Origin of the sequence: Streptomyces sp. ACA25, assembly GCF_028200735.1 — a bacterium.
In the GTDB taxonomy this organism is placed as follows: Bacteria; Actinomycetota; Actinomycetes; order Streptomycetales; family Streptomycetaceae; genus Streptomyces.
Genome location: NZ_JAQKPV010000006.1, coordinates 99,380 through 124,317, shown reverse-complemented (window position 1 = coordinate 124,317; position 24,938 = coordinate 99,380). Strand labels below are relative to the sequence as shown.

Annotated in this window: 19 protein-coding genes; 13 read left to right on the top strand and 6 right to left on the bottom strand. The window is 71.9% G+C overall.

The window, feature by feature from the left end; translation table 11 throughout:
* Window positions 1-5 precede the first annotated feature (5 nt).
* A complete protein-coding gene (locus tag PJ985_RS11940) occupies window positions 6-2,237 on the top strand; it encodes a molybdopterin oxidoreductase family protein (protein ID WP_271683652.1) in 2,232 nt (743 codons plus the stop codon).
* On the opposite strand, the gene cutA is transcribed toward PJ985_RS11940, so the two are convergent.
* Both cutA and PJ985_RS11930 read right to left on the bottom strand, forming a co-directional pair.
* Window positions 2,189-2,560: a divalent-cation tolerance protein CutA gene (gene cutA / locus PJ985_RS11935; RefSeq protein ID WP_271683775.1), complete on the bottom strand. Its 372-nt coding sequence runs from the start codon at window positions 2,558-2,560 to the stop codon at window positions 2,189-2,191. The genes PJ985_RS11940 and cutA overlap by 49 nt on opposite strands.
* Before the next feature lie 203 nt (window positions 2,561-2,763).
* Window positions 2,764-3,420, bottom strand: coding sequence for a hypothetical protein (locus PJ985_RS11930; RefSeq protein WP_271683651.1), 657 nt, complete (start codon window positions 3,418-3,420; stop codon window positions 2,764-2,766).
* A gap of 159 nt (window positions 3,421-3,579) precedes the next feature.
* Between PJ985_RS11930 and PJ985_RS11925 the strand changes: the two genes are divergently transcribed.
* Together PJ985_RS11925 and PJ985_RS11920 are read left to right on the top strand one after the other, a co-directional pair.
* Window positions 3,580-4,722, top strand: a complete 1,143-nt coding sequence (locus PJ985_RS11925) for a hypothetical protein (RefSeq protein ID WP_271683650.1) — start codon at window positions 3,580-3,582, stop codon at window positions 4,720-4,722.
* Between the two features lie 299 nt (window positions 4,723-5,021).
* On the top strand, window positions 5,022-5,342 hold the full coding sequence (locus PJ985_RS11920) for a cupin (RefSeq protein WP_271683774.1): 321 nt from the start codon (window positions 5,022-5,024) through the stop codon (window positions 5,340-5,342).
* On the opposite strand, the gene PJ985_RS11915 is transcribed toward PJ985_RS11920, so the two are convergent.
* Entirely contained in the window at window positions 5,329-6,369 is a 1,041-nt protein-coding gene (locus tag PJ985_RS11915; protein WP_271683649.1) for an AraC family transcriptional regulator, read from the bottom strand. The two genes, PJ985_RS11920 and PJ985_RS11915, sit on opposite strands and share 14 nt — an antisense overlap.
* 95 nt (window positions 6,370-6,464) lie before the next feature.
* Between PJ985_RS11915 and PJ985_RS11910 the strand changes: the two genes are divergently transcribed.
* From PJ985_RS11910 to PJ985_RS11890, 5 genes are all read left to right on the top strand, one after another.
* A complete protein-coding gene (locus tag PJ985_RS11910; RefSeq protein ID WP_271683648.1) occupies window positions 6,465-7,325 on the top strand; it encodes an SDR family oxidoreductase in 861 nt (286 codons plus the stop codon).
* A gap of 328 nt (window positions 7,326-7,653) precedes the next feature.
* Window positions 7,654-8,901, top strand: coding sequence for an NAD(P)/FAD-dependent oxidoreductase (locus PJ985_RS11905; RefSeq protein ID WP_271683647.1), 1,248 nt, complete (start codon window positions 7,654-7,656; stop codon window positions 8,899-8,901).
* A 100-nt stretch (window positions 8,902-9,001) separates the two neighbouring features.
* Window positions 9,002-11,548: a nitrite reductase large subunit NirB gene (nirB, locus tag PJ985_RS11900; RefSeq protein WP_271683773.1), complete on the top strand. Its 2,547-nt coding sequence runs from the start codon at window positions 9,002-9,004 to the stop codon at window positions 11,546-11,548.
* Window positions 11,548-11,970 carry a nitrite reductase small subunit NirD gene (gene nirD / locus PJ985_RS11895; RefSeq protein ID WP_333909849.1) on the top strand — a complete coding sequence of 141 codons (423 nt, stop codon included), beginning with the start codon at window positions 11,548-11,550 and terminating at the stop codon, window positions 11,968-11,970. The genes nirB and nirD overlap by 1 nt, the downstream gene beginning before the upstream one ends.
* 221 nt (window positions 11,971-12,191) lie before the next feature.
* Window positions 12,192-13,073, top strand: a complete 882-nt coding sequence (locus PJ985_RS11890; RefSeq protein WP_271683646.1) for a universal stress protein — start codon at window positions 12,192-12,194, stop codon at window positions 13,071-13,073.
* A 106-nt stretch (window positions 13,074-13,179) separates the two neighbouring features.
* Here PJ985_RS11890 and PJ985_RS11885 read toward each other — a convergent pair whose 3' ends face one another.
* The 3 genes from PJ985_RS11885 to PJ985_RS11875 form a co-directional block, all read right to left on the bottom strand.
* Complete coding sequence (locus PJ985_RS11885) at window positions 13,180-15,636, bottom strand: glycoside hydrolase family 65 protein (RefSeq protein WP_271683645.1); 2,457 nt, start codon at window positions 15,634-15,636, stop codon at window positions 13,180-13,182.
* A gap of 3 nt (window positions 15,637-15,639) precedes the next feature.
* The gene (locus PJ985_RS11880; protein WP_271683644.1) at window positions 15,640-16,425 is read right to left on the bottom strand and encodes an HAD family hydrolase; all 786 of its coding nucleotides are present in this window, start codon (window positions 16,423-16,425) and stop codon (window positions 15,640-15,642) included.
* A 323-nt stretch (window positions 16,426-16,748) separates the two neighbouring features.
* Window positions 16,749-18,236 carry an endo-1,4-beta-xylanase gene (locus tag PJ985_RS11875; protein WP_271683643.1) on the bottom strand — a complete coding sequence of 496 codons (1,488 nt, stop codon included), beginning with the start codon at window positions 18,234-18,236 and terminating at the stop codon, window positions 16,749-16,751.
* 151 nt (window positions 18,237-18,387) lie between these two features.
* Between PJ985_RS11875 and PJ985_RS11870 the strand changes: the two genes are divergently transcribed.
* The 5 genes from PJ985_RS11870 to PJ985_RS11850 all read left to right on the top strand — a co-directional run bounded on the left by PJ985_RS11870 (window position 18,388) and on the right by PJ985_RS11850 (window position 24,898).
* Window positions 18,388-19,413, top strand: coding sequence for a LacI family DNA-binding transcriptional regulator (locus PJ985_RS11870; RefSeq protein WP_271683642.1), 1,026 nt, complete (start codon window positions 18,388-18,390; stop codon window positions 19,411-19,413).
* 132 nt (window positions 19,414-19,545) lie between these two features.
* Window positions 19,546-20,817 carry an extracellular solute-binding protein gene (locus PJ985_RS11865; RefSeq protein WP_271683641.1) on the top strand — a complete coding sequence of 424 codons (1,272 nt, stop codon included), beginning with the start codon at window positions 19,546-19,548 and terminating at the stop codon, window positions 20,815-20,817.
* Window positions 20,818-21,723: a carbohydrate ABC transporter permease gene (locus tag PJ985_RS11860; protein ID WP_271683640.1), complete on the top strand. Its 906-nt coding sequence runs from the start codon at window positions 20,818-20,820 to the stop codon at window positions 21,721-21,723.
* Window positions 21,720-22,553 (top strand): carbohydrate ABC transporter permease, encoded by an 834-nt coding sequence (locus PJ985_RS11855; protein ID WP_271683639.1) that lies wholly within the window; start codon window positions 21,720-21,722, stop codon window positions 22,551-22,553. The genes PJ985_RS11860 and PJ985_RS11855 overlap by 4 nt, the downstream gene beginning before the upstream one ends.
* Before the next feature lie 26 nt (window positions 22,554-22,579).
* Complete coding sequence (locus PJ985_RS11850; protein ID WP_271683638.1) at window positions 22,580-24,898, top strand: glycoside hydrolase family 3 N-terminal domain-containing protein; 2,319 nt, start codon at window positions 22,580-22,582, stop codon at window positions 24,896-24,898.
* Window positions 24,899-24,938 lie beyond the last annotated feature (40 nt).

Sequence of the window (24,938 nt, the reverse complement as noted above, 5' to 3'; positions counted from 1 at the left end):
GGGGCATGAACGCGGACAGCACCGGGACCACTCAGACGCACTGCCCGTACTGCGCGCTGCAGTGCGGTATGGGGCTGCGCCCGGAAGCGGGCGAGCCGGGCGGACTGCGGGTCGTGGAGCGGACCGCGTTCCCCGTCAACCGGGGCGCGTTGTGCGGCAAGGGCCGCACCGCACCCGCTGTGCTCTCCTCCCGGGTGCGCCTGACCGAGCCCCTGATCCGTCGCGCCTCGGGTCGGCTCGAACCGGCCACCTGGGAGGAGGCTCTGGACCGGGTGGCCGAGGGCCTGGCCGGCACCCGTGAGCGGCACGGCGCGGACGCCGTGGGCGTCTTCGGCGGCGGCGGGCTCACCAACGAGAAGGCCTACACCCTGGGGAAGTTCGCCCGGCTGGTGCTGAACACCTCCCAGATCGACTACAACGGCCGGTTCTGCATGTCGTCGGCCGCCGCGGCCGGCACCAAGGCGTTCGGCGTGGACCGCGGCCTGCCGTTCCCGCTGGCCGACATCCCCCGCACCGGCTGCGTCATCCTCGTCGGCTCGAACCCCGCCGACACGATGCCGCCCGCGCTGCGCTACTTCACCGAACTGAAGGAGAACGGCGGGACGCTGATCGTCATCGACCCGCGGCGCACCAGGACCGCCGAGCAGGCGGACCTGCACCTCGCGCCCCGGCCCGGCACCGACCTGGCGCTCGCGCTGGGGCTGCTGCACCTGGTGGTGGCCGAGGGGCGCACCGACGAGGAGTTCATCGCCGCCCGCACCAGCGGCTGGCCCGAGGCCCGGGCGGCGGCGATGGCGCACTGGCCGGAACTGGTGGAGCGGATCACCGGCGTCCCCGTCCCGCAACTGCGCCGGGTGGTGCAGATGTTCTGCGACGCGGACACCTCGATGGTGCTGACCGCCCGCGGCCCGGAGCAGCAGGCCAAGGGCACCGACACCGTCGGCGCCTGGATCAACCTCTGCCTGGCCACCGGCCGGGCCGGCCGGCCGTTGTCCGGCTACGGCTGCCTGACCGGTCAGGGCAACGGCCAGGGCGGGCGGGAGCACGGTCAGAAGGCCGACCAGCTGCCCGGTTACCGCATGCTCGCCGACGCGGCGGCCCGCGCCCACGTCGCGGGTGTGTGGGGGGTGGACCCCGACTCGCTGCCGGCCCCGGGCCGCAGCGCCTACGAGCTGCTGGACGCCCTGGGCCGCGACACCCCGGACGGGGTGCGGGCGCTGCTGCTGATGGCGTCCAACCCGGTGGTCTCCGCTCCCCGCGCGGCCCACGTCGAGGAACGCATGCGGTCCCTGGACTTCCTGGCGGTCTGCGATGTGGTGCTCTCCGAGAGCGCCCTGCTGGCCGACGTGGTCCTGCCGGTGACGCAGTGGGCCGAGGAGACCGGCACCATGACCAACCTGGAGGGCCGGGTGCTGCTGCGGCAGCAGGCGGCGCAGCCGCCCGCGGAGTGCCGCAGCGACCTGGTCGTCATGCACGAGCTGGCCGCCCGGCTCGGCTGGGACAAGGGCTTCCCCACCGACCCGGAGGAGATCTTCGAGGAGCTGCGCCGCGCCTCGGCGGGCGGCAAGGCCGACTACTCGGGCATCACCTACCGGCGTATCAGGGAGGAGGACGGGGTCTTCTGGCCCTGTCCGGAGACTCCGGCGCACCGGGACGGCGAGGCGTCCGGCGACCCGTCCGCCGACCACTCCGCCGCCCCGCACCCGGGCACCCCCCGCATGTTCCTGGACCGGTTCCACACCCCCGACGGGCGCGCCCGGTTCGTGCCGGTCACCCACCGGCCCGCCGCCGAGGAGCCGACCGGGGAGTACCCGGTCCTCCTCACCACCGGCCGGGTGCTGGCGCAGTACCAGTCCGGCGCCCAGACCCGGCTGGTGGACGAGCTCAACAAGGCCGCGCCCGGCCCGTTCGTGCAGCTGCACCCGCAGCTCGCCGAGCGGCTGGGAGCCGTCGAGGGCGAAGAGCTGGCGGTGATCTCCCGGCGCGGCCGGGCCGTCGCCCCGGCCCGCATCAGCCGGGACATCCGCCCGGACACCGTCTTCATGCCCTTCCACTGGCCGGGCGCGGGCCGGGCCAACACGGTGACCAATCCGGCGCTCGACCCGACCTCCCGGATGCCGGAGTTCAAGGTGTGCGCGGTCCGGGTGGAGCGCGTCTCGGCCGTAACGGCCGAGGCGGGGCTCTCGGTTCAGAGCGCGGTGTCGGGCGCGGACTCTGCCGTCACCCACGCCAGGTAGGCGGCGCTCCCCCGGACGACGGGGGTGGCGATGATCTCCGGCACGTCGTAGTCGTGCGCGTCCCGGAGGTACGCCTCCAGCGCCTCGTACCGGGCGGCGGCCGTCTTGAACAGCACCTGCCACTCCGGGTCGTGCTGCACCGCGCCCTCCCACCGGTAGTACGAGGTGATCGGCGCGCTCACCTGCGCGCAGGCCGCCACCCGCGCCTCCACCGCTCCTGCCGCCAGCTCCTCCGCCTGTGCCGCGCTCCCGGCGGTGGTCAGGACGGCCAGCACCTCGGGTGCCGTCCGCCGCCCGGCCCCTTCCGCCGCCTTCGACGTCAGCGGCGTGCCCGACGTCCCCGGCGCGCCCGGGGCGGCTCCGACCGGCACGGTGGGCTCGGTCGGTGCGGGAAGGGGCTCTGTCACGCGGGTCACTCCTCAGCTGGGAACGTTCCGGACCCCCACGCTATCGGACGCTCCCCGGTCATCCGAAACGACGGGAGCTGATTTCATTGCCCTGCATTTCTATCGGATCAGCAAGGATTTCAGAAAGTCGAATTCGGAATCAGGATCGTGTCGTCGGCCGCGTACACCGAGAACACCCCGTGGTCGCTCCATTCTGCCCCGCGGGGAGCCAGCGCCGACCGGGCAGGGTCTCCGCCCTGCCACAGCGTGAACACCGTGGCGACCAGCCTTGCCGCGGCCACGTCTCCGGGCTCCAGGCCGGTCCGAATGGTGACGCGCTGAGAAACCTGATCACCGGAGATCATGGTTACTTCCTCAGCCGCTACCCGCCAGTCCCCCGTCAGGTCCGCAGAGTCATCCGGAGTGTAGTTGGCTTGAGCGGCATGCTGACGGAACAGCTCGCCCCACTGCTCGGCCGTCGCCTGATCTGCCGGCGGCGGAGCCGAAGTGATGATGGCGCGCGCCGCCGGTGGGTCGGTGGGCGTGACGTTGAGCTGCTGTAATCTGTCGACCACGACAACGCCTATAATTCCCAGGCCGACGACGGCAAGAATGACGGCGACAACAATGGGGATACGGCTTCGTTTCACAATTCCTTCTTCCACAATTGCACAAGACTGCACACCACACGCATGTGCAGCCTTCGGTTTATTGGGTTGATCAGCGGCGCATCCCGGCGACCCCGGTGTTCCGTGCACCGCAATGAACATGGCGTCGCGGAAGTCCGCACCAGCCATCTCTTGGTACCGCTCCCGCCGCACGGAAGATTGCACCCACGGTAGGTGGCGCAGTCCCACGGGGAGTACAGCCCCAGGCGCAGTCAGGGGTTGACCGGGATCGTACCGGGAAGCATCGTCGGGGGTTTCAGGTCCGCGCGATGCGATGGGGGGACAGGCATGTTACTGCTGCGAAAGCGCCGGGAGGCGCTCGTCCGGGCGACCGATGTTCACGGTGAGCAGGCGGTCCTGCTCCATCTCGACGGGCAGCACGAGACGGCCCTGGAGGCGTCGGTGCGGGCGACCCGGGCGGCGGAAAAGCTGCACCGCGCCGACCGGAAGGACCAGGAGGTCCGCAAGGTCCTGTCCGCCCGGTACCGGGACCGCGCCGACATCCGGCGTGAGCTGGGCAACCACTGTGCGCTGCAGAACGGTTCCTCGCGCGCGCTCGTCCAGTACCGAGCGGGCGTCAAGGACACGAAGCGCGCCATCGGGCTGCTGGAGGGAAGCGAGGAGGCCGCCGCGTACCCGCTCCTCGTGCCGTCCCTGCGCCTCCTCACGGCGGAGTTCCTGGCCCGGACCGGTGACCGGACCGGCGAGGCGGCCCGGGAGAGACAGTCCGCCCTGGCGGACTACCGCAGCCACACACAGCGGTCCGAGGAGCGGGGCGCACTGGATCTGGCGTGGGCGCTCACCCGTGTCGCCGACGTGTTGCTCCTCACCGGCGACGGGCAGGGAAGCCTGGTCGCCCGCCAGGAGTCACTCGAGCTGTTCCGGCGCCACCTCGGCCGGAACAGCCTGCTGTGGACCGGCAGGCATCGGGAGCGCGCCACCTGGGTGACCACCCCGACCCTGGAACGCTTCAGCAACTCGGCCCATGCGTTCGCCGTCCAGCTGCAGCCGCCGGGCTGGTCCGGCATGCCGTGGCCGGCCGGCAGGGGAAGCCGTTCCCCGCTGCCGGATCCGGCCGACGGTTCGGCCGTCCCGGCGGCCCTGGACGCCCTCCAGGACGCCGCCGAAGGTTTTGCGGACCTCCTGCCGAAGGAGGGCTTCGGCCCGGTGCTGAACTCCCCCGCCTACGAACGGCGCACCCTGGCTCTGAACAACGTGGGCATCGCCCTGCGGCGCTGGCTGGAGATGGCGGGAGCGCCCGGGCTCGCCGTGCGGTACAACGAAGCGATCCACGCAATCCTGGAGCAGGTGCACGCTGAGCAGATGCGCGCGATGCTCGGTCACCTCTCCCCCGCGACGCCCGGAGATGAGTGGTCGGCACCGCTCAGGGCCCTCCGGCCCTCCCTGGAACAGGTGGCCCACGCTCGATGATCCCTGGGCTGGACGACCGCCTCGGCGGCGGACCCGGCTCCCCACGACGAGAGCGAGGTGCTGGCGTTGTGTCCGCTTCGTGGGCCCAGGCGACTCGACGACGCGGTGGGTCGGGGCGGTTCCGGTACCGGGAACGGGGGCCCGGCGGGAGGCGGGCCCCCGTCACCGTCATGCGACGCGGCGTCAGCAGGGCAGCAGGGGCCGGGCGACGGGCCGACAGCGGACGGGGTTCGGTTGCGGGAGACATGCGGAGTGGCAGGATGAACCATCCCAACGCCGACCGGAGGGAAGAGCCGTCCATGGAGGACCTCATCGAGCTGGCCCAGGAGCACATGGAGAAGGCGCGCTCGGCGCCGCACGGGCGCAGTGCCCACCTCTTCCTGCAGGACGGACCGCTGCGACAGAGCATCATCGCGCTGACCGAGGGCTCGGAGCTGGACGAGCACAACTCCCCGCCGGCGGCCAGCCTTCAGGTGCTCCAGGGGTCGGTCCGGATCACCGGAACGAGCGAGGACGTGGAGCTGGCGACCGGGCACATCCACAAGCTGCCGCAGGAGCGTCACGGCCTGCGGGCGCTGGAGGACGCCATCGTCGTGCTGACCGCCGTCACCGCGACGTAGTCCCCGCCCGCCCCGCCACTGCCGCCGTGGCGGGGCGGGCGCGCGCCCCGATCAGCCGGCCGGGAGCCGTGGGCCCGGCCGGGGGCGGGGTAGCGGTGGCGTGCAGGTGCGCGCGGGGGCTGACGCCGCGCGTCCGTTTGAAGGCCGCGCTGAGGCTGAAGGCGTCGGCGTAGCCGACCTGCCGGGCGACGGAGCCGAGCGTGGCCCCCGGAGTGCGCAGCAGGTCGGCGGCGAGGGTCAGCCGCCAGTCCGTCAGGTAGCTCATCGGCGGCTCCCCCACCAGCGCGGTGAAGCGGCGGGCCAGGGTGGCCCGGGAGGTGCCGGCCTTCGCTGCCAGCGCGCCGACGGTCCACGGGTGCGCCGGGTCGGCGTGCAGCAGCCGGAGGGCCTGCCCCACCACCGGGTCGCCGTGCGCGCGGTACCAGGCCGGGGCGTGTGCCTCGTTGCCGTTGAACCAGCTGCGCAGGGTGGCGAGCAGCAGCAGGTCGAGCAACCGGTCGAGGACGGCCTGCTGGCCGGGCTCGTCGCGGGCGATCTCCTCGGCGATCACCGGGCTGAGCGGGCAGTCCGTCATGCACTGCTCGACCGTCAACACCGGGGGCAGGGCGGCCAGCAGGCGGCTGCCGACGTCTCCCTCCACCTGGTACATGCCGCTGAGCAGCACGGCGGCGCCGTCCTCCCGGGCGCCCCAGCTGCGGGTGGAGAGCGACAGGTCGGCGGCGAGTTCCGCGCCGTCCGGGCCGGTGCAGCTGTCGCCGGAGTGGAGGACGACGTCACCGGCCGAGGGTGCGGGGCTGTCGGCGACGGTGTACGGCGCGGCGCCCCGCAGGATCGCCACGTCCCCGGGATTCAGCCGTACCGGGCTGCCGTCGTCGGGGAGCACCCAGGCGGTGCCGTGCACCATCGAGGCGAGCGCGAGCGGAGTGCCGCAGTCGAGGCGCAGGGCCCAGGGCGACGGCAGGAACGACTGGTGGAAGAGGGCCCCGCGGGCCCGGACGCCTGCCAGGAGTTCGGTGAGGGGGTCCATGCCGGCCAGCATAACGACGGGCGGTGAGACGGACAGACATGCGGCTGAGCCGATGAGCCATGGCGCGTCTCATCCCGTCTCGCTTGACTGGGCACATGACAGAGAACATGACTTTGGTGACGGGCGCGACGGGCAAGACCGGCAGCCGGGTGGCGGAGCTGCTGCGGGAACGCGGGCTGCCGGTGCGGGCGGGGTCCCGCTCCGGGGAGCCGCGGTTCGACTGGACGGACCGCTCGACGTGGGGGCCGGCGCTGCGGGACGTGTCGGGGGTGTACCTGGTGTACGGCCCGGAAGTGAACTCCCCGGGCGCCGCCGAGACCATCAGTGCCTTCGCGCAGGAGGCGGCCGGGGCAGGGGTGCGGCGGGTGGTGCTGCTGTCGGCCCGCAGCCACCGGGGGCCCGTGGGGCCGCTCGACCGTGCGTTCCGGGCCGCTGAACGGGCCGTCCGGGGCGGCGGAACGGAGTGGACGGTGCTGCGGCCGAGCTGGTTCCAGCAGAACTTCAGCGAAGCGGACTTCCTGCGGGACCCGGTGATCGCGGGGGAGCTCCAGCTGCCGACCGGGGACGGCCGGGACGCCTTCATCGACGTGCGGGACATCGCGGAAGTGGCGGTCACCGCGCTGACGGAGGACGGGCACGCGGGGCAGGTCTACGAGCTGACCGGCCCACGTCTGCTGTCCGTCGGGGACGTGGTGGCGGAGATCGCCGGGGCGACCGGACGGGACCTCCGGTACGTACCGGTGACGCCCGAGGAGTACGCGGCCGCGCTCACCGGGCTCGGGGTGCCGGAGGATGTGGTGGAGCTGCTGAACGAGCTGTTCGGGCACGTGCGCGCGGGCGACCTGGAGACCGTCACCGAGGACGTGCGGAAGGTGCTGGGCCGGGAGCCCCGGGACACCGCGGCCTACGTGCGGGAGACGGCCGCCACCGGCATCTGGGGAGGCAGCCCGGCCTGACCCGGCCGACCGGAGGCAGGGCGGGGGCGGGGCGGACGGGTGGCGGGGGGGAACGGCTGCGCCGTCCCCCGTTCCCGCAGCCGGCCCGGGGCATGCTCGGAGGTATTCGGTGACCTGCCTGGGGTGCCCTTCCGCACCCTGGCCGTGGGGGCGGGCGGGTTTCCCTCCGGCTTCCCGCACCGGTGACGCAGGGACCGAGGGGCGGCCGGCGGGCCCTGCGCCACGGGTGCGGGGCTCACAGTGGGGGTGGGCGCGGACTGAGGACAGCGTTCCTTCGGGGAAACGGACGGGACGCCGACGGGAAACGGCGGCCGCGCAGGCTCCGTACATGAGCTCGGAATCCCGTGTGGTGATCGTCGGCGGCGGCATGGCCGGTGCCCGGCTCGCGCAGCAGCTGGCAGCGCGGGCCGGGACGGCAGTGACCGTCATCGGTGACGAGCCGCACGCCCCGTACAACCGGGTCCTGCTCGCCGAGGTACTGGGCGGGCGCTACCCGGCCGACGTGATCGCGCTGCCGGCCCCGGCCGGCGAGACCGTGACCTGGCGCACCGGAGTGCGCGCGGTCCGTATCGATCGCGACGAGCGCCGGGTGGTCTGTGACGACGGCGCGCTGGTGCCGTACGACGCGCTGGTGCTGGCCACCGGCTCCAACCCGGTGCTGCCCCCGTTCCACGGCCTGTTCGAGCCGGGCAGGCACGAGCTTCCCCGGGGCGTACGGGCGTTCCGGACGCTGGACGACTGCCTGGCGCTGGACACCGAGGTACGGGACGGCACCCCGGCGGTGGTCATCGGGGGCGGTCTGCTCGGGGTGTCCGCGGCCCGGGCGCTGGCCCGCCGCGGGGCCCGGGTGGTGCTGGCCCAGCAGGGCGAGCGCCTCATGGAGCGCCAGCTGGACGCCGGCTCCTCCGCGCTGCTCCGGGAGCACCTGGAGACGCTCGGGGTCGAGGTGCACACCGAGTGCCGGGTACGGCAGCTGCTGCTGTCGGACCCGCGCGAGGAGCACCGTCAGGTCCGCGGCGTGCAGCTGGCCGACGGCTTCCGGCTCGACGCCGAGCAGGTCGTACTGGCCTGCGGGGTGCGCCCGCGCACCGGCCTGGCCCGGGCCGCCGGGCTGACCGTGGCGCGCGGCATCGTCATCGACGACGAGCTGCGCACCGACGCCCCCCGGATCTTCGCGCTCGGCGACTGCTCCGAGCACCGCGGGACGGTGTACGGCCTGGCCGGCGCCGCCCAGGAGCAGGCCGATGTCCTGGCGCGGGTGCTGAGCGGGGACGACGGCGTCCGCTACTCCGGCACCCGGGCGCTCACCCGGCTCACCTTCAACGGCGGCGCCACCCCGCTCGACCTGGCCTCGTTCGGCGAGACCACCCCGGAGCCCGGGGACGACGTGGTCCAGCTCGCCGACGCCACCCGCGGCGCCTACCGCCGGATCGTCGTGCGCGGCGACCGGCTCATGGGCGGTGTGCTGCTGGGCGACCTCGGAGGGGTCGGGGCACTCGCCCGGGCCTGGGAGTCCGACGATCCGCTGCCCGCCTCCCCCCTGCTCCACCTGCTCACCCACGACGGAGGGTCCTGACATGTCTGCCGAGCCCGTTGCGTCCGCGCTCACCGAGCCCGCCGCCGCACACACGTCCGCGCCCGCCCCCGCCGGCACCATCGTGGTGGTCGGACACGGCATGGTCGGCCAGCGCTTCCTGGAGGAGCTCGCCGCCCGCGGGATCACCGACCGGGCCCGGGTGGTCGTGCTGGCCGAGGAGCCGCGCGCCGCCTACGACCGGGTGCAGCTGACCTCGTACTTCTCCGGCACCACCCCGGACGAGCTGTCCATGGTGGAGGGCGACTTCCTGACCCGGCACGGCGTCGAACTGCGGCTCGACGACCCCGTCGAAGCACTGGACCGCGAGGCGAGGACGGTCACCACCCGCGGCGGCTTCACCGTCCGCTACGACAGCCTGGTGCTGGCGACCGGCTCGTACCCGTTCGTTCCCCCGGTGCCGGGCAAGGACAGCGAGGGCTGCTTCGTCTACCGCACCATCGAGGACCTGCTCGCCATCGAGGAGTACGCGCGGCGCTCGCGCACCGGCATCGTGGTCGGCGGCGGGCTGCTCGGGCTGGAGGCCGCCGGTGCGCTGCACGGGCTCGGCCTGGACACGCACATCGTGGAGTTCAACCCGCGGCTGATGGCCCTGCAGATCGACGAGGGGGGCGGTGCCGCGCTGCGCCGCACCGTCGAGGAGATGGGGCCGGTCGTGCACACCGGCGTCGCCGGGCAGGAGATCACCGCGGACGAGAACGGCGCGGTCACCGGCATGACACTGTCCGACGGTTCCTCCCTCGCCGCCGACCTGGTGATCTTCTCCGCCGGTATCCGTCCCCGCGACCAGCTCGCCCGCGAGGCGGGGCTGGAGGTCGGTGAGCGCGGCGGGATCGTCGTCGACGAGCAGTGCCGCACCTCGGACCCGGCCGTCCTCGCGATCGGCGAGTGCGCCAAGGCCGCGGACGGCACGGTGTACGGGCTGGTGGCGCCGGGATACGAGATGGCGGCCACCGCCGCCGACGCCCTGGCGGGCGGGGAGCGCGGCTTCACCGGCGCGGACACCTCCACCAAACTGAAGCTGCTCGGCGTGGACGTGGCGTCCTTCGGCGACGCGCACGGTGCCGCCGAGGACTGCCTGGACGTCGTCTACTCGGACTCCCGCTCCGGCGTCTACAAGAAGCTGGTCGTCGCCAAGGACGGCACCCTGCTGGGCGGGGTGCTCGTCGGGGACGCCGAGTCGTACGGGCTGCTGCGCCCGCTGACGGGCAGTGTGCCGCCGGTCGCGCCCGAGCAGCTGGTGCTGCCGGCCGGGCTGTCCCCGGCCGGGTCGCTGGGTCCGTCCTCGCTGCCGGACGAGGCCGTGATCTGCAGCTGTCACCACGTCGACAAGGGCACGGTGCGGGCCGCGGTGAGCGAGCACCGGTGCACCACGCTGCCCGAGGTGAAGAAGTGCACGAAGGCCGGGTCCGGCTGCGGCAGCTGCGTGAAGGTGCTGGGGCAGCTCGTCAACGCCGAGCTGGAGGCAGCCGGTGTCACGGTCGACAAGGGTCTGTGCGGCTGCTTCTCCCACACCCGTCAGGAGCTGTACGAGGTGGTGCACGCCCTGCGGGTGACCTCCTACCGGCAGCTGCTGGCCTCGCACGGGCGGCCGGAGGCGCGGGACGGCGAGGGCTGCGAGATCTGCAAGCCCGCGGTGGCCTCGATCCTCGCCTCGCTCGCGCCGACGATCGGCGCCCCGGGGCACGTGCTGGAGGGTGAGCAGGCGGCTCTGCAGGACACCAACGACCACTTCCTCGCCAACATCCAGCGCAACGGTTCCTACTCGATCGTGCCGCGGATCCCGGGCGGTGAGATCACCCCCGAGAAGCTGATCGTGATCGGCGAGGTGGCCCGCGACTTCGGGCTCTACACCAAGATCACCGGCGGGCAGCGCATCGACCTGTTCGGGGCCCGGGTGGACCAGCTGCCGCTGATCTGGTCCCGGCTGGTGAACGCGGGCTTCGAGTCGGGGCACGCCTACGGCAAGTCGCTGCGGACCGTGAAGTCCTGCGTGGGCTCGACCTGGTGCCGGTACGGGGTGCAGGACAGCGTGCGGATGGCCATCGACCTGGAGCTCCGCTACCGGGGTCTGCGCGCCCCGCACAAACTGAAGTCCGCGGTCTCCGGCTGCGCCCGGGAGTGCGCGGAGGCGATGGGCAAGGACTTCGGGATCATCGCCACGGCGAACGGCTGGAACCTCTACGTGGGAGGCAACGGCGGGGCCACTCCCCGGCACGCGGACCTGCTGGCGCAGGATCTGTCGGACGCCGAGCTGGTCCGCCTGATCGACCGGTTCCTGATGTTCTACATCCGTACCGCCGACCGGCTGGAGCGCACCTCGGTGTGGCTGGAGCGGATCGAGGGCGGCCTCGAACACGTCAGGGACGTCGTCGTGCACGACTCGCTGGGGATCTGTGCCGAGCTCGAGGCGCTGATGGCCGACCACGTCGCGCACTACCGCGACGAGTGGGCCGAGGTACTCGGTGACCCGGAGAAGCTGGGCCGGTTCGTCTCCTTCGTGAACGCCCCGGACGCTCCGGACCCCTCGGTGCGGTTCGTGTCCGAGCGGGACCAGGTGAAGCCGGATCTGACGATTCTTTCCGGGCCGGACATTCCGGTCCGCACCCTCGAAGGGAGCACCCGCTGATGACCACCGCGAGCATGACGCAGGCACCGGACCGGACCGCCCCGGAGCCTTCCGCTCCGACCGCACCGCACTCGTCGGCCACGGTCACCGGAACGGCGTCCCGGGTACAGATCCGGGCGGGCGGGCAGTGGGTCGCGGTCTGCGGGGCGGACGACCTGATTCCCGGGCGCGGGGTGGCCGTCGTGCTGCCGGACGGCAGCCAGGCGGCGGTGTTCCGGGACCGCGGCGGACGCACGTACGCGGTGGGCAACCGGGACCCGTTCACCGGCGCCTACGTGCTCTCCCGCGGGCTGCTCGGGTCGGCCGGCGAGACACTGTTCGTCGCCTCCCCGCTGCTGAAGCAGCGCTTCGACCTGACCACCGGCCAGTGCCTGGACGACCCCGAGAAGGCGGTGCCGGTGCACCCCTGCCGCACGGTCTGACGCTTCGCCCGCCCGAGGGCGGGCCGGGGCAGCCGTCCCCGGCCCGCCCCGGGCTTCGAGCCGGTGCGACCCGGAACGTCCCGTTGGTTGAGGGCTGAACGGACCAGGAGGGGGCCCACCGGCCCCTGCCTGCGGCGACGCGCTCGCCGCCAAGCTGTAGGCGAGCGACAGTGGAAAGCGTAATGTCGCCGCAGGCAGCAGGTCCTACCCGGAGGTACACCATGACTCAGCAGATCACCGTCGGCCTTGACGGCTCCCCCGAAAGCCGCGCAGCCGCGGACTGGGCGGCCAGAGAAGCCGGCCATCGCGGACTGTCCGTGCACCTGGTGCACGCCTGGCTGCTCGAGCCCCTCACCACCCCGCCCACCCGGGACACCGCCTGGTCCCAGAAGCTGCTGGACGAGGCGGCCGCCGAACTGACCGAACGCCACCCGGGGGTGACCGTCACCACCGGCCCCGTCTCCGCCACCGCCACCGTCGGCCTGCTGGAGCAGGAGGACAACTCCGAGATGATCGTGCTCGGTTCCCGCGGGCGCGGTGCCCTGGTCGGCTTCCTGGTCGGCTCGATCGGCCTCCGGGTGCTGGCCCGGGCGAAGAAGCCCGTGGTGCTGGTCCGCGAGGAGGAGGCCCGCGCGGCAGCCACCGCGGGCAGCGAGATCGTCGTCGGCGTCGAAGACCTGGACGGCCCGGCCGCCGCACCGCTCGACTTCGCCTTCTCCACCGCGAAGACCCGCGGTGACACGGTCCGGGCGGTGCACGCGCTGCACCACCGCGACCGCAGCGGCCGGCTGGAGGAGGAAATCGCCCGGGTGCGCGGCGGGCACGACGACGACAAGAGCCTGGCGGACGCCCTCTCGCAGGCGAAGGAGCAGCTGAGCGCCGCCCTGGCGCCCTGGCGCGAGCGGTACCCCGACGTGCAGGTGACCGAGGACGTGCGCCCCGGGAACGCCGCCGAGGTGCTGCTGACCGGGGCCTCCGAGGCTGCGCTGGTCACCGTCGGCCGACGGACCGAGCGCCCGGCCCTCTCGCCGCGCATCGGCTCGGTCGCCCACGCGGTGCTGCACCACTCGGCGGCGCCGGTCGCCGTCATCGCCTACAGCTGAGCACACTCTCCGTGGACCGACGCCCCGGATCCGACGGCTCCTCCCTCAGCGGGGGAAGGCCGCCGGATCCGGCGTCGCCGCGCCGCGCGGCCGGCGGTGCCCGCCGTCAGGGGGTGGCGAGCGGCAGTGGCAGCAGGCGCTGCTCCCCCGGGGCCAGAGCGATGCTCCGGTCGGGCAGCATCACCCGGATGGGCGGCTCGTCCGACGGCGGGACGGTGATCAGCAGTTCCCCGGGCTTCATCCGCACCTCGATGCCCCAGTGACCCCGGTAGCGGATCGAGAAAGTGAACTCCGACAGCTCCGGCAGCGGGGCCGGGTCCAGCCAGAGGGCGCCCTCACGGGTCTCCAGACCGGTGAGCCCGCGCTGCAGCAGATCCAGGGTGCCGGCCATGGCACCGAGATGAATGCCTTCCTCGGTGGTACCGCCCTGCACGTCGGCCACATCGCTGAGCAGGGCCTGCTGGCAGTGCTGCCACGCCTGTTCGTGCCGGGCCCGGGCCAGCACCCAGCCGTGCACCAGTCCGCTGAGCGTCGATCCATGGCTGGTGCGGGCCAGGTAGTAGTCGGCCGTGCGCCGCCACAGCTCATCGTCCAGACGGTGGCCGAGCCGGGCGAACAGATCGGACAGCTCGGTGGGTGAGAACAGGTAGCCGAGCATCAGCGCGTCGGCCTGCTTCGACGCCTGGTACCGGTTGACCGAGTCGCCCTCGGCCTCCAGGATCCGGTCGAGCCGGTGGATGTCGCCGTACCGCTCGCGATAGCCGGCCCAGTCGAGCTCCTCCAGCTTCCCGTATCCCTCGAACTGGCTGACGACGCCCTGGTGGAAGGGCACCCGGAGCCGCCGGGAGACGTCCTCCCACAGCTCCAGCTCGGTGCTGTCCAGCCCGGCCCGCTCACACAGCTGGTCGCGGCGCGGGGCCGGTACCGTGCGGACGAGATCCAGCGCCCGCCACAGCACCCAGGCGGCGGTGACGTTGGTGTAGGCGTTGTCGTCGAGCCCGGCCCGGTCCGCGTCCGGGTATGCCTCGTGGTACTCGTCCGGCCCCACCACGCCGAGGATCCGGTAGCGCTCGTACGCCGGGTCGAAGACCGCGGCGTCCGCCCAGAACCGGGCGATCTGCAGCAGCATGTCGGCGCCCTTGGTATGCAGGAACTCCAGGTCGCCGGTTGCCTGAGCGTACCGCCAGACGTTGTACGCCACCGCCGAGCCGACATGGTGCTGGAGCCGGGAGTGGTCGGGCAGCCAGCGGCCGGAACGCGGGTTCAGGTGCAGCTGCTGGGTTTCCTCCCGGCCGTCGCTGCCGCTCTGCCAGGGGTACATCGCCCCGGCGCGGCCCGCCCCCCGCGCGGCCCGGCGCGCGGCCGGCAGCCGGCGGTGCCGGTACTCCAGCAGCGACCGGGACACCTCGGGGAAGTGCAGGTTCAGATAGGGCAGCACGAAGAGCTCGTCCCAGAAGACGTGTCCGCGGTACGCCTCGCCGTGCAGCCCCCGGGCCGGCACCCCGACGTCCAGCTCCGCGGTGTGCGGGGAGAGGGTCTGCAGGACGTGGAACAGGTGCAGCCGCAGAATACGGCCCGCCTCCCCCGGCTCCTCCAGCCTGGCCTGCCCCCAGAGGGCTTCCCACGCCGCGGCGTGCGAGGCGAGCAGGAGGTCCACCTCCGGCGCATGCTCCAGCCGCTCGATCGCGGCCTGCAGCGGGCTGCTGATCGCCGGGTCGCGGGAGGTGTGCAGTGCCACGGTCTTCTCCACCACGGCGGGCCTGCCGGGCTCCACGGGGACGGTCACGCACTGGGTGGCGGTCCGGTCCGTGAGCCGGGTGGTGGCCGGTCCGTGAGCCGTGCCGTCGGCCGCCTCGGAGGTGATCCGGGTGCGGGCGGCCATCGCGATACGCCGGTCGGAGGTACTGGTGAGGCAGCGCAGCCAGACGGTGTCGGGGTCCGCGGTGCCGGTGCGGAACTCGGTCAGGTGCTCGCCGTTCAGCTGCCGGTACCGGGCCACTCCGTCGTTGGTGACCGTGCCGTCGATCGCCGACTCGACCTCGACCCGGCCCGACCAGTCCTCGGCGGTGAACGTGGTCGTCATGGCCGCCAGATGCTGGTCCCCCATGTGTACCAGCCGGGTCTGCCGCACTCCGGTGTGCCGGCCCTGCGCGTCCCGCACGCGCATGATCCGGGTCAGGGTGCCGCGGCGCAGGTCGAGTTGCTGGCGGTACATCAGCAGCTCGTTCTCCGGGTCGTCCGGGGAGAACCACCGGTCGCCGGGAGCATCGGCCCCCCCGGTGGCGCCGGGGGCATCGGGCGAGCGGATGCGGAAGCGGAGGGGGAGCCAGTTCGGCAGATTGACCAGGTCCTCGTTCTCCACCTCACGGCCGGAGACGGTCGAGACGAGGCGGTTGTAGAGGCCTGCGGCATAGGTGCCCGGGTAGTGGATCGGGTCCGCCGCCGCCTCCGGGGCGGCGCCCCGGGTCGCGAAGTAGCCGTTGCCCAGCGTGCACAGCGCCTCCCGGAGGCGCTCCTGACGGGGGTCGTACCCCTCGTACTCCCACATCCACTCCGACGCCATGCTTCAGTCTCCCCTCAGGTCTTCGGCGGAGCCGGTCAGCAGCTCCGCGAGGTCCTCGACGACCAGGTCCGCTCCGTGTTCCCGCAGGCTCGCCGCACCGGCCGGGGTGGCGGACCGGTCCACCCCGATCACCGGCGTGAAGCCGCCGGCCCGGCCCGCCGCGACGCCGGCCCGGGCATCCTCCACGACGGCTGCCTGCCCGGCGGGCACGCCCAGCCGGCGGGCCGCCTCCAGGAACAGCGCGGGGTCGGGCTTGCCGGGCAACCCGAGCCGCGCGGCCTCGTTCCCGTCGACGACGGCGTCGAACCACCCACGGCCGAGGCCGGCCGAGGCCAGCAGCTCCCCCGCGTGCCGGGAGGCGGAGACGGCGGCGCACGGCACCCGGCTGTTCCGCAGCACCTCCAGCAGCCGCACGCTGCCCGGCAACGCCTCCACGCCACGGTCACGCAGGGCGGCGGTGAACAGCTGCTCCTTACGGGCCGCGACCGCCCGGACGGATCCGGTGCCGGGCGGGTCGTCCGGCTCGCCGGCCGGCCGGTCCAGGCCGCGCGCGGCCAGAAAGGCCGCGGCTCCGTCCAGCCGCGACTTGCCGTCGACGTACCGGCGGTAGTCGTGGTCCGGATCGAACGGCTGGTCCCGGCCGGCACCTGCCCGCTCCCGCAGGCAGGCATCGAAAGCTTCCTTCCAGGCGGCCGCGTGTACGCCGGCGGAGTCGAGCAGGACCCCGTCGGTGTCGAAGACCACCGCCCGGCATCCGCGCAGGACCGGTCGCAGCGCTGCGTCCCCCACCTCGGATCAGCCCTTCCCGGCGCAATAGGCCGGGCGGGCCCCGGTGGCCCGGGGGCTGCCCGCGGAGCGGGAGCCCGGGGAGTGTCCCCTCCGGGCCCCCGGGTGGCCGGCCGTGCCGGTCGGTGCTTGGGACACGCACTCACTCCCCTTCGCCGCCGGGCCGCTCCGGCCCGTTTCTCTCCCTGTCTCCAGCTGTGCGGAGTTTACGCACGAGGACGCCGTTCCTCCTGTTTATCCACAACAGGAGGAACGGCGTCTGTTTCACGGGGTGTGGGGTGATGCCGGGACTGCGGGGGTGTGGGGGATGGGGGGACGGCGCCGGGTCAGGACCCGGCGCAGGCGGTTCCGTTCAGGCTGACCCGCGGAGTCGCGTACTCGTCGCCGCTGTTGGTCTGGAAGCCGAAGCTGAGCGAGCCGCCGGCGCCGATGTTGCCGTTGTAACCGAGGTTGCGGGCAGTCACCCGGTTGCCCGACTGACTGACCTCGGCGTTCCAGGACTGGGTGACGCTGCCGGAGGGCAGGTCGAAGGTGACCTCCCAGCCGTTGAGCGCCTGCTGCGAGGTCACCCGGACCTCGACCACGGAGCCGGCGTTCCAGCGGTTGATCTGCAGATCGGCGGAGCAGTCACCGACCGGGTCGGTGCCACCGGTACCGCCGTTGTCACCTCCGCCGTTGTCACCGCCGCCGTTGTCACCGCCGCCGTTGCTGCCGCCGTCGCCGTCGCCGCCGAACGCCTCCCGCATGGCGTAGTACGCGGGCTTGGGCTGGTAGTTGTCGTCGTAGAGGTTCGCCGCCCCCTGGCCCTCGAACCAGTCGGGCACCCAGGAGTCGCGGTCGCCGAAGCCCCACACGGTGATGCCCGAGCAGCGGCTCACCGCCAGGCACGCCTCGGTGACCGAGGTGTACTGCCGCGCCTGCTGCTCCAGCTTGCTGCTGTTGGACGGCATGTCCATCCGGATGTCCAGCTCGGTGACGACCACCTCGAGGCCGAGGTCCGCGAAGCGCTGGAGGTTCTGCTGGTAGTCGCCGGGCATCTGACCGAGGATCATGTGCGACTGGAAGCCGACGCCGTCGATGGGCACGCCCTGCTGCTGCAGCCGCTGCACGAGCTGGTACATGCCGTTGCTCTTGGCGTTGATGCCGTCGGTGTTGTAGTCGTTGATGAACAGCTTCGCGTTCGGGTCCGCCTGACGGGCCGCCCGGAAGGCGTCGGCGATGTAGTCCTCACCCAGCACCTGCAACCACTTCGAGTTGCGGAAGGTGCCGTCCTCGTTGAACGCCTCGTTCACCACGTCCCAGCGGTCGATCTGGCCGGCGTAGCGGCCCGCGTAGGTCGCGATGTGGTCGTGCATGATCTGGTTCAGCTCGGTGGCGCTGAAGTTGCCGTTCTCCAGCCAGCCGGGCATCTGGCTGTGCCACACCAGGGTGTGCCCGTAGGTCTGCTGGTTGTTCTGCTGCGCGAAGGCGATGAAGCGGTCCGCGCCGCCCCAGTTGTACTGTCCGCGGTTGGGCTCGACGGACTCCCACTTCATCTCGTTCTCAGCGGTGACGCTGCTGAACTCGCGGCTCGCGATGGCGGTGTAGGTGGAGTCGTTGAGCCGGTGGTCGGCGATGGCCGTGCCGACGAATCTGCCGCTTGACTGGGCCGCCTCGCGCAGGGTCTGATTCTGCGCGGAGGGCGGCTGGGCAGCGGACTCCTCGGCCGCCGAAGCGGTACCGTAGACCGCGACTCCAGTGAGCAGCGCTCCGGCCGCAACAGCGACCCCTGCTCTGCGCATCAGACGGTTGTGCGTGGTGCGATTACGAGACATGCCTGTCCCTTCTTGTCATGACCCCCGCAGCCGACGGGGACAGTTCTATGGGGGCCCCCGACAGCCGTCAACCCTTCCGGAATAATCTCGGAAAACTTTCGGTACTGTCAGCGTGCTCACCGCGGGGTGGAGAATGCGGCCAGGAGGGCTCATGACAGTCGAAAGAAAAGTGACCATCACGGCGATCGCCCGGGAGGCCGGGGTATCGGTTCCCACCGTCTCCCGGGTGGTGAACGGCCGCTCGGACGTGGCGCCCGAGACCCGGGCGAAGGTCGAGGGCCTGCTGCGCCTGCACGGCTACAGCCGCCGCGCCAGCGCCCCCGGGGACCGCGCGGGCCTACTGGACCTGGTGTTCAACGACCTGGACAGCCCGTGGGCGGTGGAGATCATCCGCGGCGTGGAGGAGGTGGCGCACGCCGCCGGGATGGGCACCGTGGTGTCCGCCATCCATGACCGCGCGGGCCCGGCCCGGCAGTGGATGAACAACCTGCGGGCCCGCGCCTCGGACGGGGTCATCCTGGTGACCTCGGCCCTGGAGCCGGTCCTGCACAAGGAACTGCACCGGCTCGGGGTTCCCATAGTGGTCGTCGACCCGGCGGGCTCGCCGGCCCTGGACGCCCCGACCGTGGGCGCCACCAACTGGGCGGGAGGCATGGCCGCCACCGAGCACCTCCTCGGGCTGGGACACACCCGGATCGGCTTCATCGGCGGCCCGCCGCGCCTGATGTGCAGCCGGGCCCGAATGGACGGCCACCGTGCCGCCCTGGAGGCGGCGGGTGTGCCCGCGGACGACGACCTGACGGTCCCGGGCGACTTTTACCACGCGTCCGGGTTCACCGGCTGCAACACGCTGATGGATCTGCCCGTGCCACCGACCGCGATCTTCGCCGCCAGCGACCAGATGGCACTGGGTGCCATCGAGGCGCTGCGCTGCCGTGGCCTCCGGGTGCCGCAGGAGGTGAGCGTGGTCGGCTTCGACGACCTGCCGGAGATGCGGTGGTCGGCCCCCCCGCTGACCACGGTGCGTCAACCACTCGCGGAAATGGGCAAGATGGCCGCCCGCACCGTCCTGCGCAAGGCACGGGGCGAGGAGATCGACTCCCCGCGGGTCGAGCTGGCGACGGAACTGATGATCCGGGCCAGCACGGCACCGCCGGGCGGCCTGCCGGGAGAGTAATCGTCTCGAAATGTAGGAACCGTTGACGCGGGTGTCGGGATGTCCGTAACTTCCTCAGCAACGAACCGATAATTTTCGGCGACTTTCCGGAAGGGCGCGACGATGCACACCTCACTCCCTCGGAGACTACGGATGATCGCGGCGATCTCCGCTGCTGCTCTCGGGACCTCCGCACTGGCCGCATGCGGCAGCGACAACTCCGGCGGAAGCGGAGACGCGCTGGAGGTGTGGGTCTACCAGGACGCCTCGACCGCGGTGCAGGAGCAGTTCATCGAGCAGTTCAACGAGACCTCCGACATCAAGATCAACCTGACGCAGATCCCGGGCGACAACTACCAGGACAAGACCCGCACCTCCCTGGGCACGCCCAATGCGCCGGACATCTTCTTCAACTGGGGCGGCGGCAGCATCAGCGACTTCGTGGAGCAGGACATGCTCCTCGATCTCACCGACATCCTCAATGACGACCTGGAGTTCAAGCAGTCGTTCATCCCCTCGATTCTGGATGCCGGCCGGATCGACCAGCAGTACTACGGCATCCCCATGCGCGGCGTGCAGCCGGTGCTGCTGTTCCACAACAAGGAGGTCTTCGAGGCCGCCGGTGTCGAGCCGCCGAAGACCATGGACGACATCTGGAATCTCGTCGAGGTCTTCCAGGCCGAGGGCGTGGTGCCCTTCGTGCTGGCCGGGGCCGACCCCTGGACCGAGCAGATGTGGATGCAGTACCTGCTCGACCGCTACGGCAGCACCGAGGTCTGGCAGCGCATCCAGAACGCTGACTCCGAGGCCTGGGGCGACCCTGCCATGCTCTGGGCCGCCGAAACCGTCCAGGAGCTGGTCGAGGCCGGAGCCTTCGGCAACAACTTCCGTTCCATGGACTACGTCGCCGACGGTGCCTCCACCTTCTTCGCCCAGGGCGGTGCCGCCATGCACCTGATGGGCAGCTGGGAATTCTCCAACCAGAAGTCCAACCAGCCGGACTTCGCCGACAACAACCTGGGATGGACCGCCTTCCCCGAGATCGAGGAAGGCATCGGCGACCCCAGCGCCGTCACGGGCAACCCGACCAACTTCTGGTCGGTGAACGCCAACGTGCAGGGCGAGCGCCAGGAAGCCGCCATCGAGTTCCTCAAGATGGCCGGTGACGACTCCTACGCCGAGGCTCTGATCGCCAACGGCGACGTGCCCGCCACGTCCAACGCCGAAGCGCTGCTGGAGAAGCACGAGAACCCGGAGTACGCGGCCTTCCAGTACGAACTGGTCCGCGAGGCCTCCAACTTCACTCTCTCCTGGGACCAGGCCCTCCCGGCCCGGCCCGCAACCACGATGATCAACAACATCGAGCAGCTCTTCAACGGCCAGATCACCCCCCAGGAATTCGTCGACGCCATGCAGGACGTCTAAGTGTCCGTTCCGTCCACCACTGCGCCACCGCGCGCCGGTCGCCCAGGCCTCGCCTGGGCGATTCCCGGCGTCCTCTTCTTCGTCTTCTTCGCCGGCTTCCCGATGCTGCTGGTCGCGTACCTGTCCTTCACCGACTGGAACGGGCTGGGCAGCCCGGTCTGGACCGGCACGGAGAACTGGTCCCGGCTGTGGAACGACCCGACCATGCGGCAGGCGATCTGGCTCAGCGTGCTGCTGACCGGTCTGACCTGGCTCGTCCAGACCCCGATAGCCCTGCTGCTCGGGGTGTGGTCCGCGGGCCGCCAGCGGAACCGGGCCGTGCTGTCCGCGATCTTCTTCCTGCCGCTCCTCGCGTCCTCCGTGGCGCTGGCACTGATCTGGCGCACCCTGCTCAACCCGAACCTCGGGGTCGCGGCCGACGTGGCCAACTGGTTCAACCTGGACAACGCCGATGTGCTCGGCTCCCCGCGGGGCGCGTTCATCGCCATCGTGTTCGTTGCGGCCTGGCAGTTCATCCCGTTCCACACACTGCTCTACCAGGGCGGCGCCCGGCAGGTCCCGGCCTCGCTCTACGACGCCGCCTCGATCGACGGGGCCGGAACGGTCCGGCAGTTCTTCGCCGTCACCCTGCCGCAGTTGCGCAACACGATCATCACGTCGTCCGTGCTGATGGTCGTCGGGGCGCTGACCTTCTTCGACACCGTCCTCATCCTCACCGGCGGCGGCCCCGGCCACGCCACGACGATCGTGCCCTACTACATGTACGAAACCGGTTTCCAGGCATTCGACCTCGGCTACGCGAGCGCCGTCGCCGCCACCCTGGTCATCGTCGCCACCACCGTTTCCCTGCTGATGGTGCGGCTCACCGGCTTCACCAAGATGCGCAGCACCCGGGAGGGCATGTGAAGCCGCAGTCGAGAGCGTCGCGGCCGAACATTCCCGCCGGCGTCGCCGTGACGATCTGGCTGGTGATCGTCGGCCTGCCGCTGTACGTGCTGGTCAGTTCGACCCTGCAGAGCCGTGAGGCCTACCTGCGGGACGGGCCGCTGTCGCTCCCCACCGAAATCACCTTCGACAGCTACCGGCGCGTGCTGGACAGCGGGTTCCCCACCTACCTGTTCAACACGGTGCTGGTCACCGTCGCCGTCGCGGCCCTGGTGATCCTGCTGGCGGTGACCGTCAGCTACGCCATCGTCCGCAACCGCAGCCGGTTCTCCCGGCAGCTCTTCCAGGTGTTCCTGCTCGGTCTGGCCATCCCGGCCCAGGCGGTGATCATCCCGATCTACATGATCATCATCGAGCTGGACCTGTACGACACCCTGCTCGCGATCATCCTGCCCACGGCAGCGTTCTCGCTGCCGGTCAGTGTGCTGATCCTGGTCGGCTCCATGCGCGACATCGACGAGGAGCTCTACGAGTCGATGTCCCTGGACGGGGCCTCCCAGACCAGGACGCTGCTCCAGCTGGTGGTCCCGCTCTCCCGGGCCGGGATCTCCACGGTCGGGGTGTTCTCCGCACTCAACGCCTGGAACGGGTTCCTCTTCCCCCTGATTCTCACCCAGTCCGCCGACACACGGGTCCTCACCCTTGGCCTGTACGACTACGTCGGGGAATTCCGGGTGGACATCCCCGCCCTGCTCGCCGCCGTGGTGCTGTCGATCGTGCCGATCTTCATCGCCTACCTGTTCGCCCGCCGCCAGCTGATCAACGGCCTGATGGGCGTCGGCGGCAAGTGACACGGCCGCCTCAGACAAGGAGTCTCATGCAACATCCATGGCAGGACCCCGCCCGTACGGCCGAGTCCCGCGCTGCGGACCTGCTCACTCGCATGACGCTGGAGGAGAAGCTCGCCCAGCTCTCCAGCATCTGGCCGGGTTCGTCCGCGGGCAACGAGGACGTCGCCCCCCTGCAGCACGAGATCAGCGAGCTGACCGAGCTGACCGAGCCGGGCCGGACCGGACCGCTGGAGACGGCCGAGCTGCCACCGCACGGCCTCGGCCAGCTCACCCGCCCCTTCGGCACCATCCCCGTCGAACCCTCGGACGGCGCGCGCAACCTGGCCGCCGCCCAGCGGCGGATCATCGCCGGCAACCCCTTCGGCATCCCCGCCCTCGCCCATGAGGAGTGCCTCACCGGGTTCACCGCCTGGCAGGCCACGGTGCTGCCCACCCCGCTGGCCTGGGGTGCGACCTTCGACCCCGAGCTCGTCGAGCGCACCGCCTCCCTCATCGGCGGCACACTGCGCTCGGTCGGCATCCACCAGGGACTCGCCCCGGTCCTGGACGTCACCCGCGACCCCCGATGGGGGCGCACCGAGGAGAGCATCGGTGAGGACCCGTACCTGGTGTCCACCATTGCCACCGGTTACGTCCGCGGGCTGGAGGCGACCGGCATCGTCGCCACCCTGAAGCACTTCACCGGTTACTCCGCCTCCCGCGGCGCCCGCAACCACGCCCCGGCCTCGCTGGGTGCGCGCGAGCTGGCGGACGTCATCCTGCCGCCCTTCGAGCTGGCGGTCCGCGACGGCGGAGCCCGCTCCGTCATGGCCGCCTACAACGATGTCGACGGCGTCCCCGCGCACGCCGACCCGGCACTCCTCACCGAGCTGCTCCGGGGCGAGTGGGGCTTCACCGGCACCGTGGTCGCCGACTACTTCGGAATCACCTTCCTGGAGCTCGCCCAGCGGACCGCAGACTCACCCGCGAGCGCCGGAGCCCAGGCCCTGGCCGCTGGCGTGGACGTCGAGCTGCCAGGAGTGCGGTGCTACGGCGAACCGCTGCTGAAGGCCGTCCTGGCCGGTGACGTACCGGAGGACCTCGTCGACCGCGCCGCCCTGCGGGTCCTGACCCAGAAATGCGAGCTGGGTCTGCTCGACGCGGACTGGTCCGCCGAGCCTCCCGCCCTGGTTGCCGGGGAGCCGATCGACCTCAACCCGCCGGAGCTGCGGTCCGCCGCCCGGACGCTGGCCGAGGAGTCCGTGGTACTGCTGGCTGCCGACGGCTGCCTGCCGCTGGCCTCCGACGCCCGGATCGCCGTCACCGGCCCGCTCGCCGACGACGCGGCCGGCATGCTGGGCTGCTACACCTTCCCCCGGCACGTCGGAGTCGAGTACCCCGACATGCCGATGGGTGTGGAGGTGCCCACGCTGCTGGAGTCGCTGCGCGCCGAACTCCCCGGCGCCCGGATCTCCTACAGCCCGCAGTACATCGCCGCGGAGGCGGCGGAGGAGCGGCCCACCGTCCGGATCGCCGTGGTGGGTGACCGCTCCGGCCTCTTCGGACGCGGGACCTCCGGCGAGGGCTGCGACGCCGCGGACCTGACCCTGCCCGACGGCCAGGAAGCACTGGTCGACGAGCTGGTGGCCACCGGTGACCCGGTGGTGCTGGTACTGCTCAGCGGACGTCCGTACGCGCTCGGCCGGTGGGACGGCAAGCTCGCTGCCGTGGTGCAGGCCTTCTTCCCGGGCCAGGAGGGCGGGCCCGCGGTGGCCGGCGTGCTCTCCGGCCGGGTGAACCCTTCCGGCCGGCTGCCGGTGGGCGTGCCCCGGCACCCCGGCGGCCAGCCGTGGAGCTACCTCGCTCCGCCGCTCGGCCGGCACAACGACGCCAGCTCCCTGGACCCGGCCCCGATGTTCCCCTTCGGCCACGGGCTGTCCTACACCACCTTCCGGTGGGACGACGCCGAGGCGGGCACGACCACGGTGCCGACCGACGGGGAGACCACTGCCTCGGTCACCGTCCGCAACACCGGGGACCGGGCCGGCACCGAGATCGTGCAGCTGTACCTGCACGACCCGGTCGCCCGGATCGTCCGGCCGGTGAACCGGCTCATCGGCTACGCGCGCGTGGCGCTGGAGCCCGGCGAGTCGGCCCGGGTGTCCTTCGACGTGCACGCCGATCTGGCCTCGTACACGTTGCGGGCCGGCGAGCGGATCGTCGAACCCGGGGCGCTGGAGCTCCGCTTCGGCGCGTCGAGTGAGGACATGCGGCACACCGTGCCGCTGGTGCTGACCGGTTCGGAGCGGCCGGCCGGCCACGACCGCCGGATGGTGTGTCCGGTGCGGGTCGAGCCGGTGCGGTAGCGCACCGCCCAGTCCCCGAGGGCCCCGTGTCCTGCCGTGT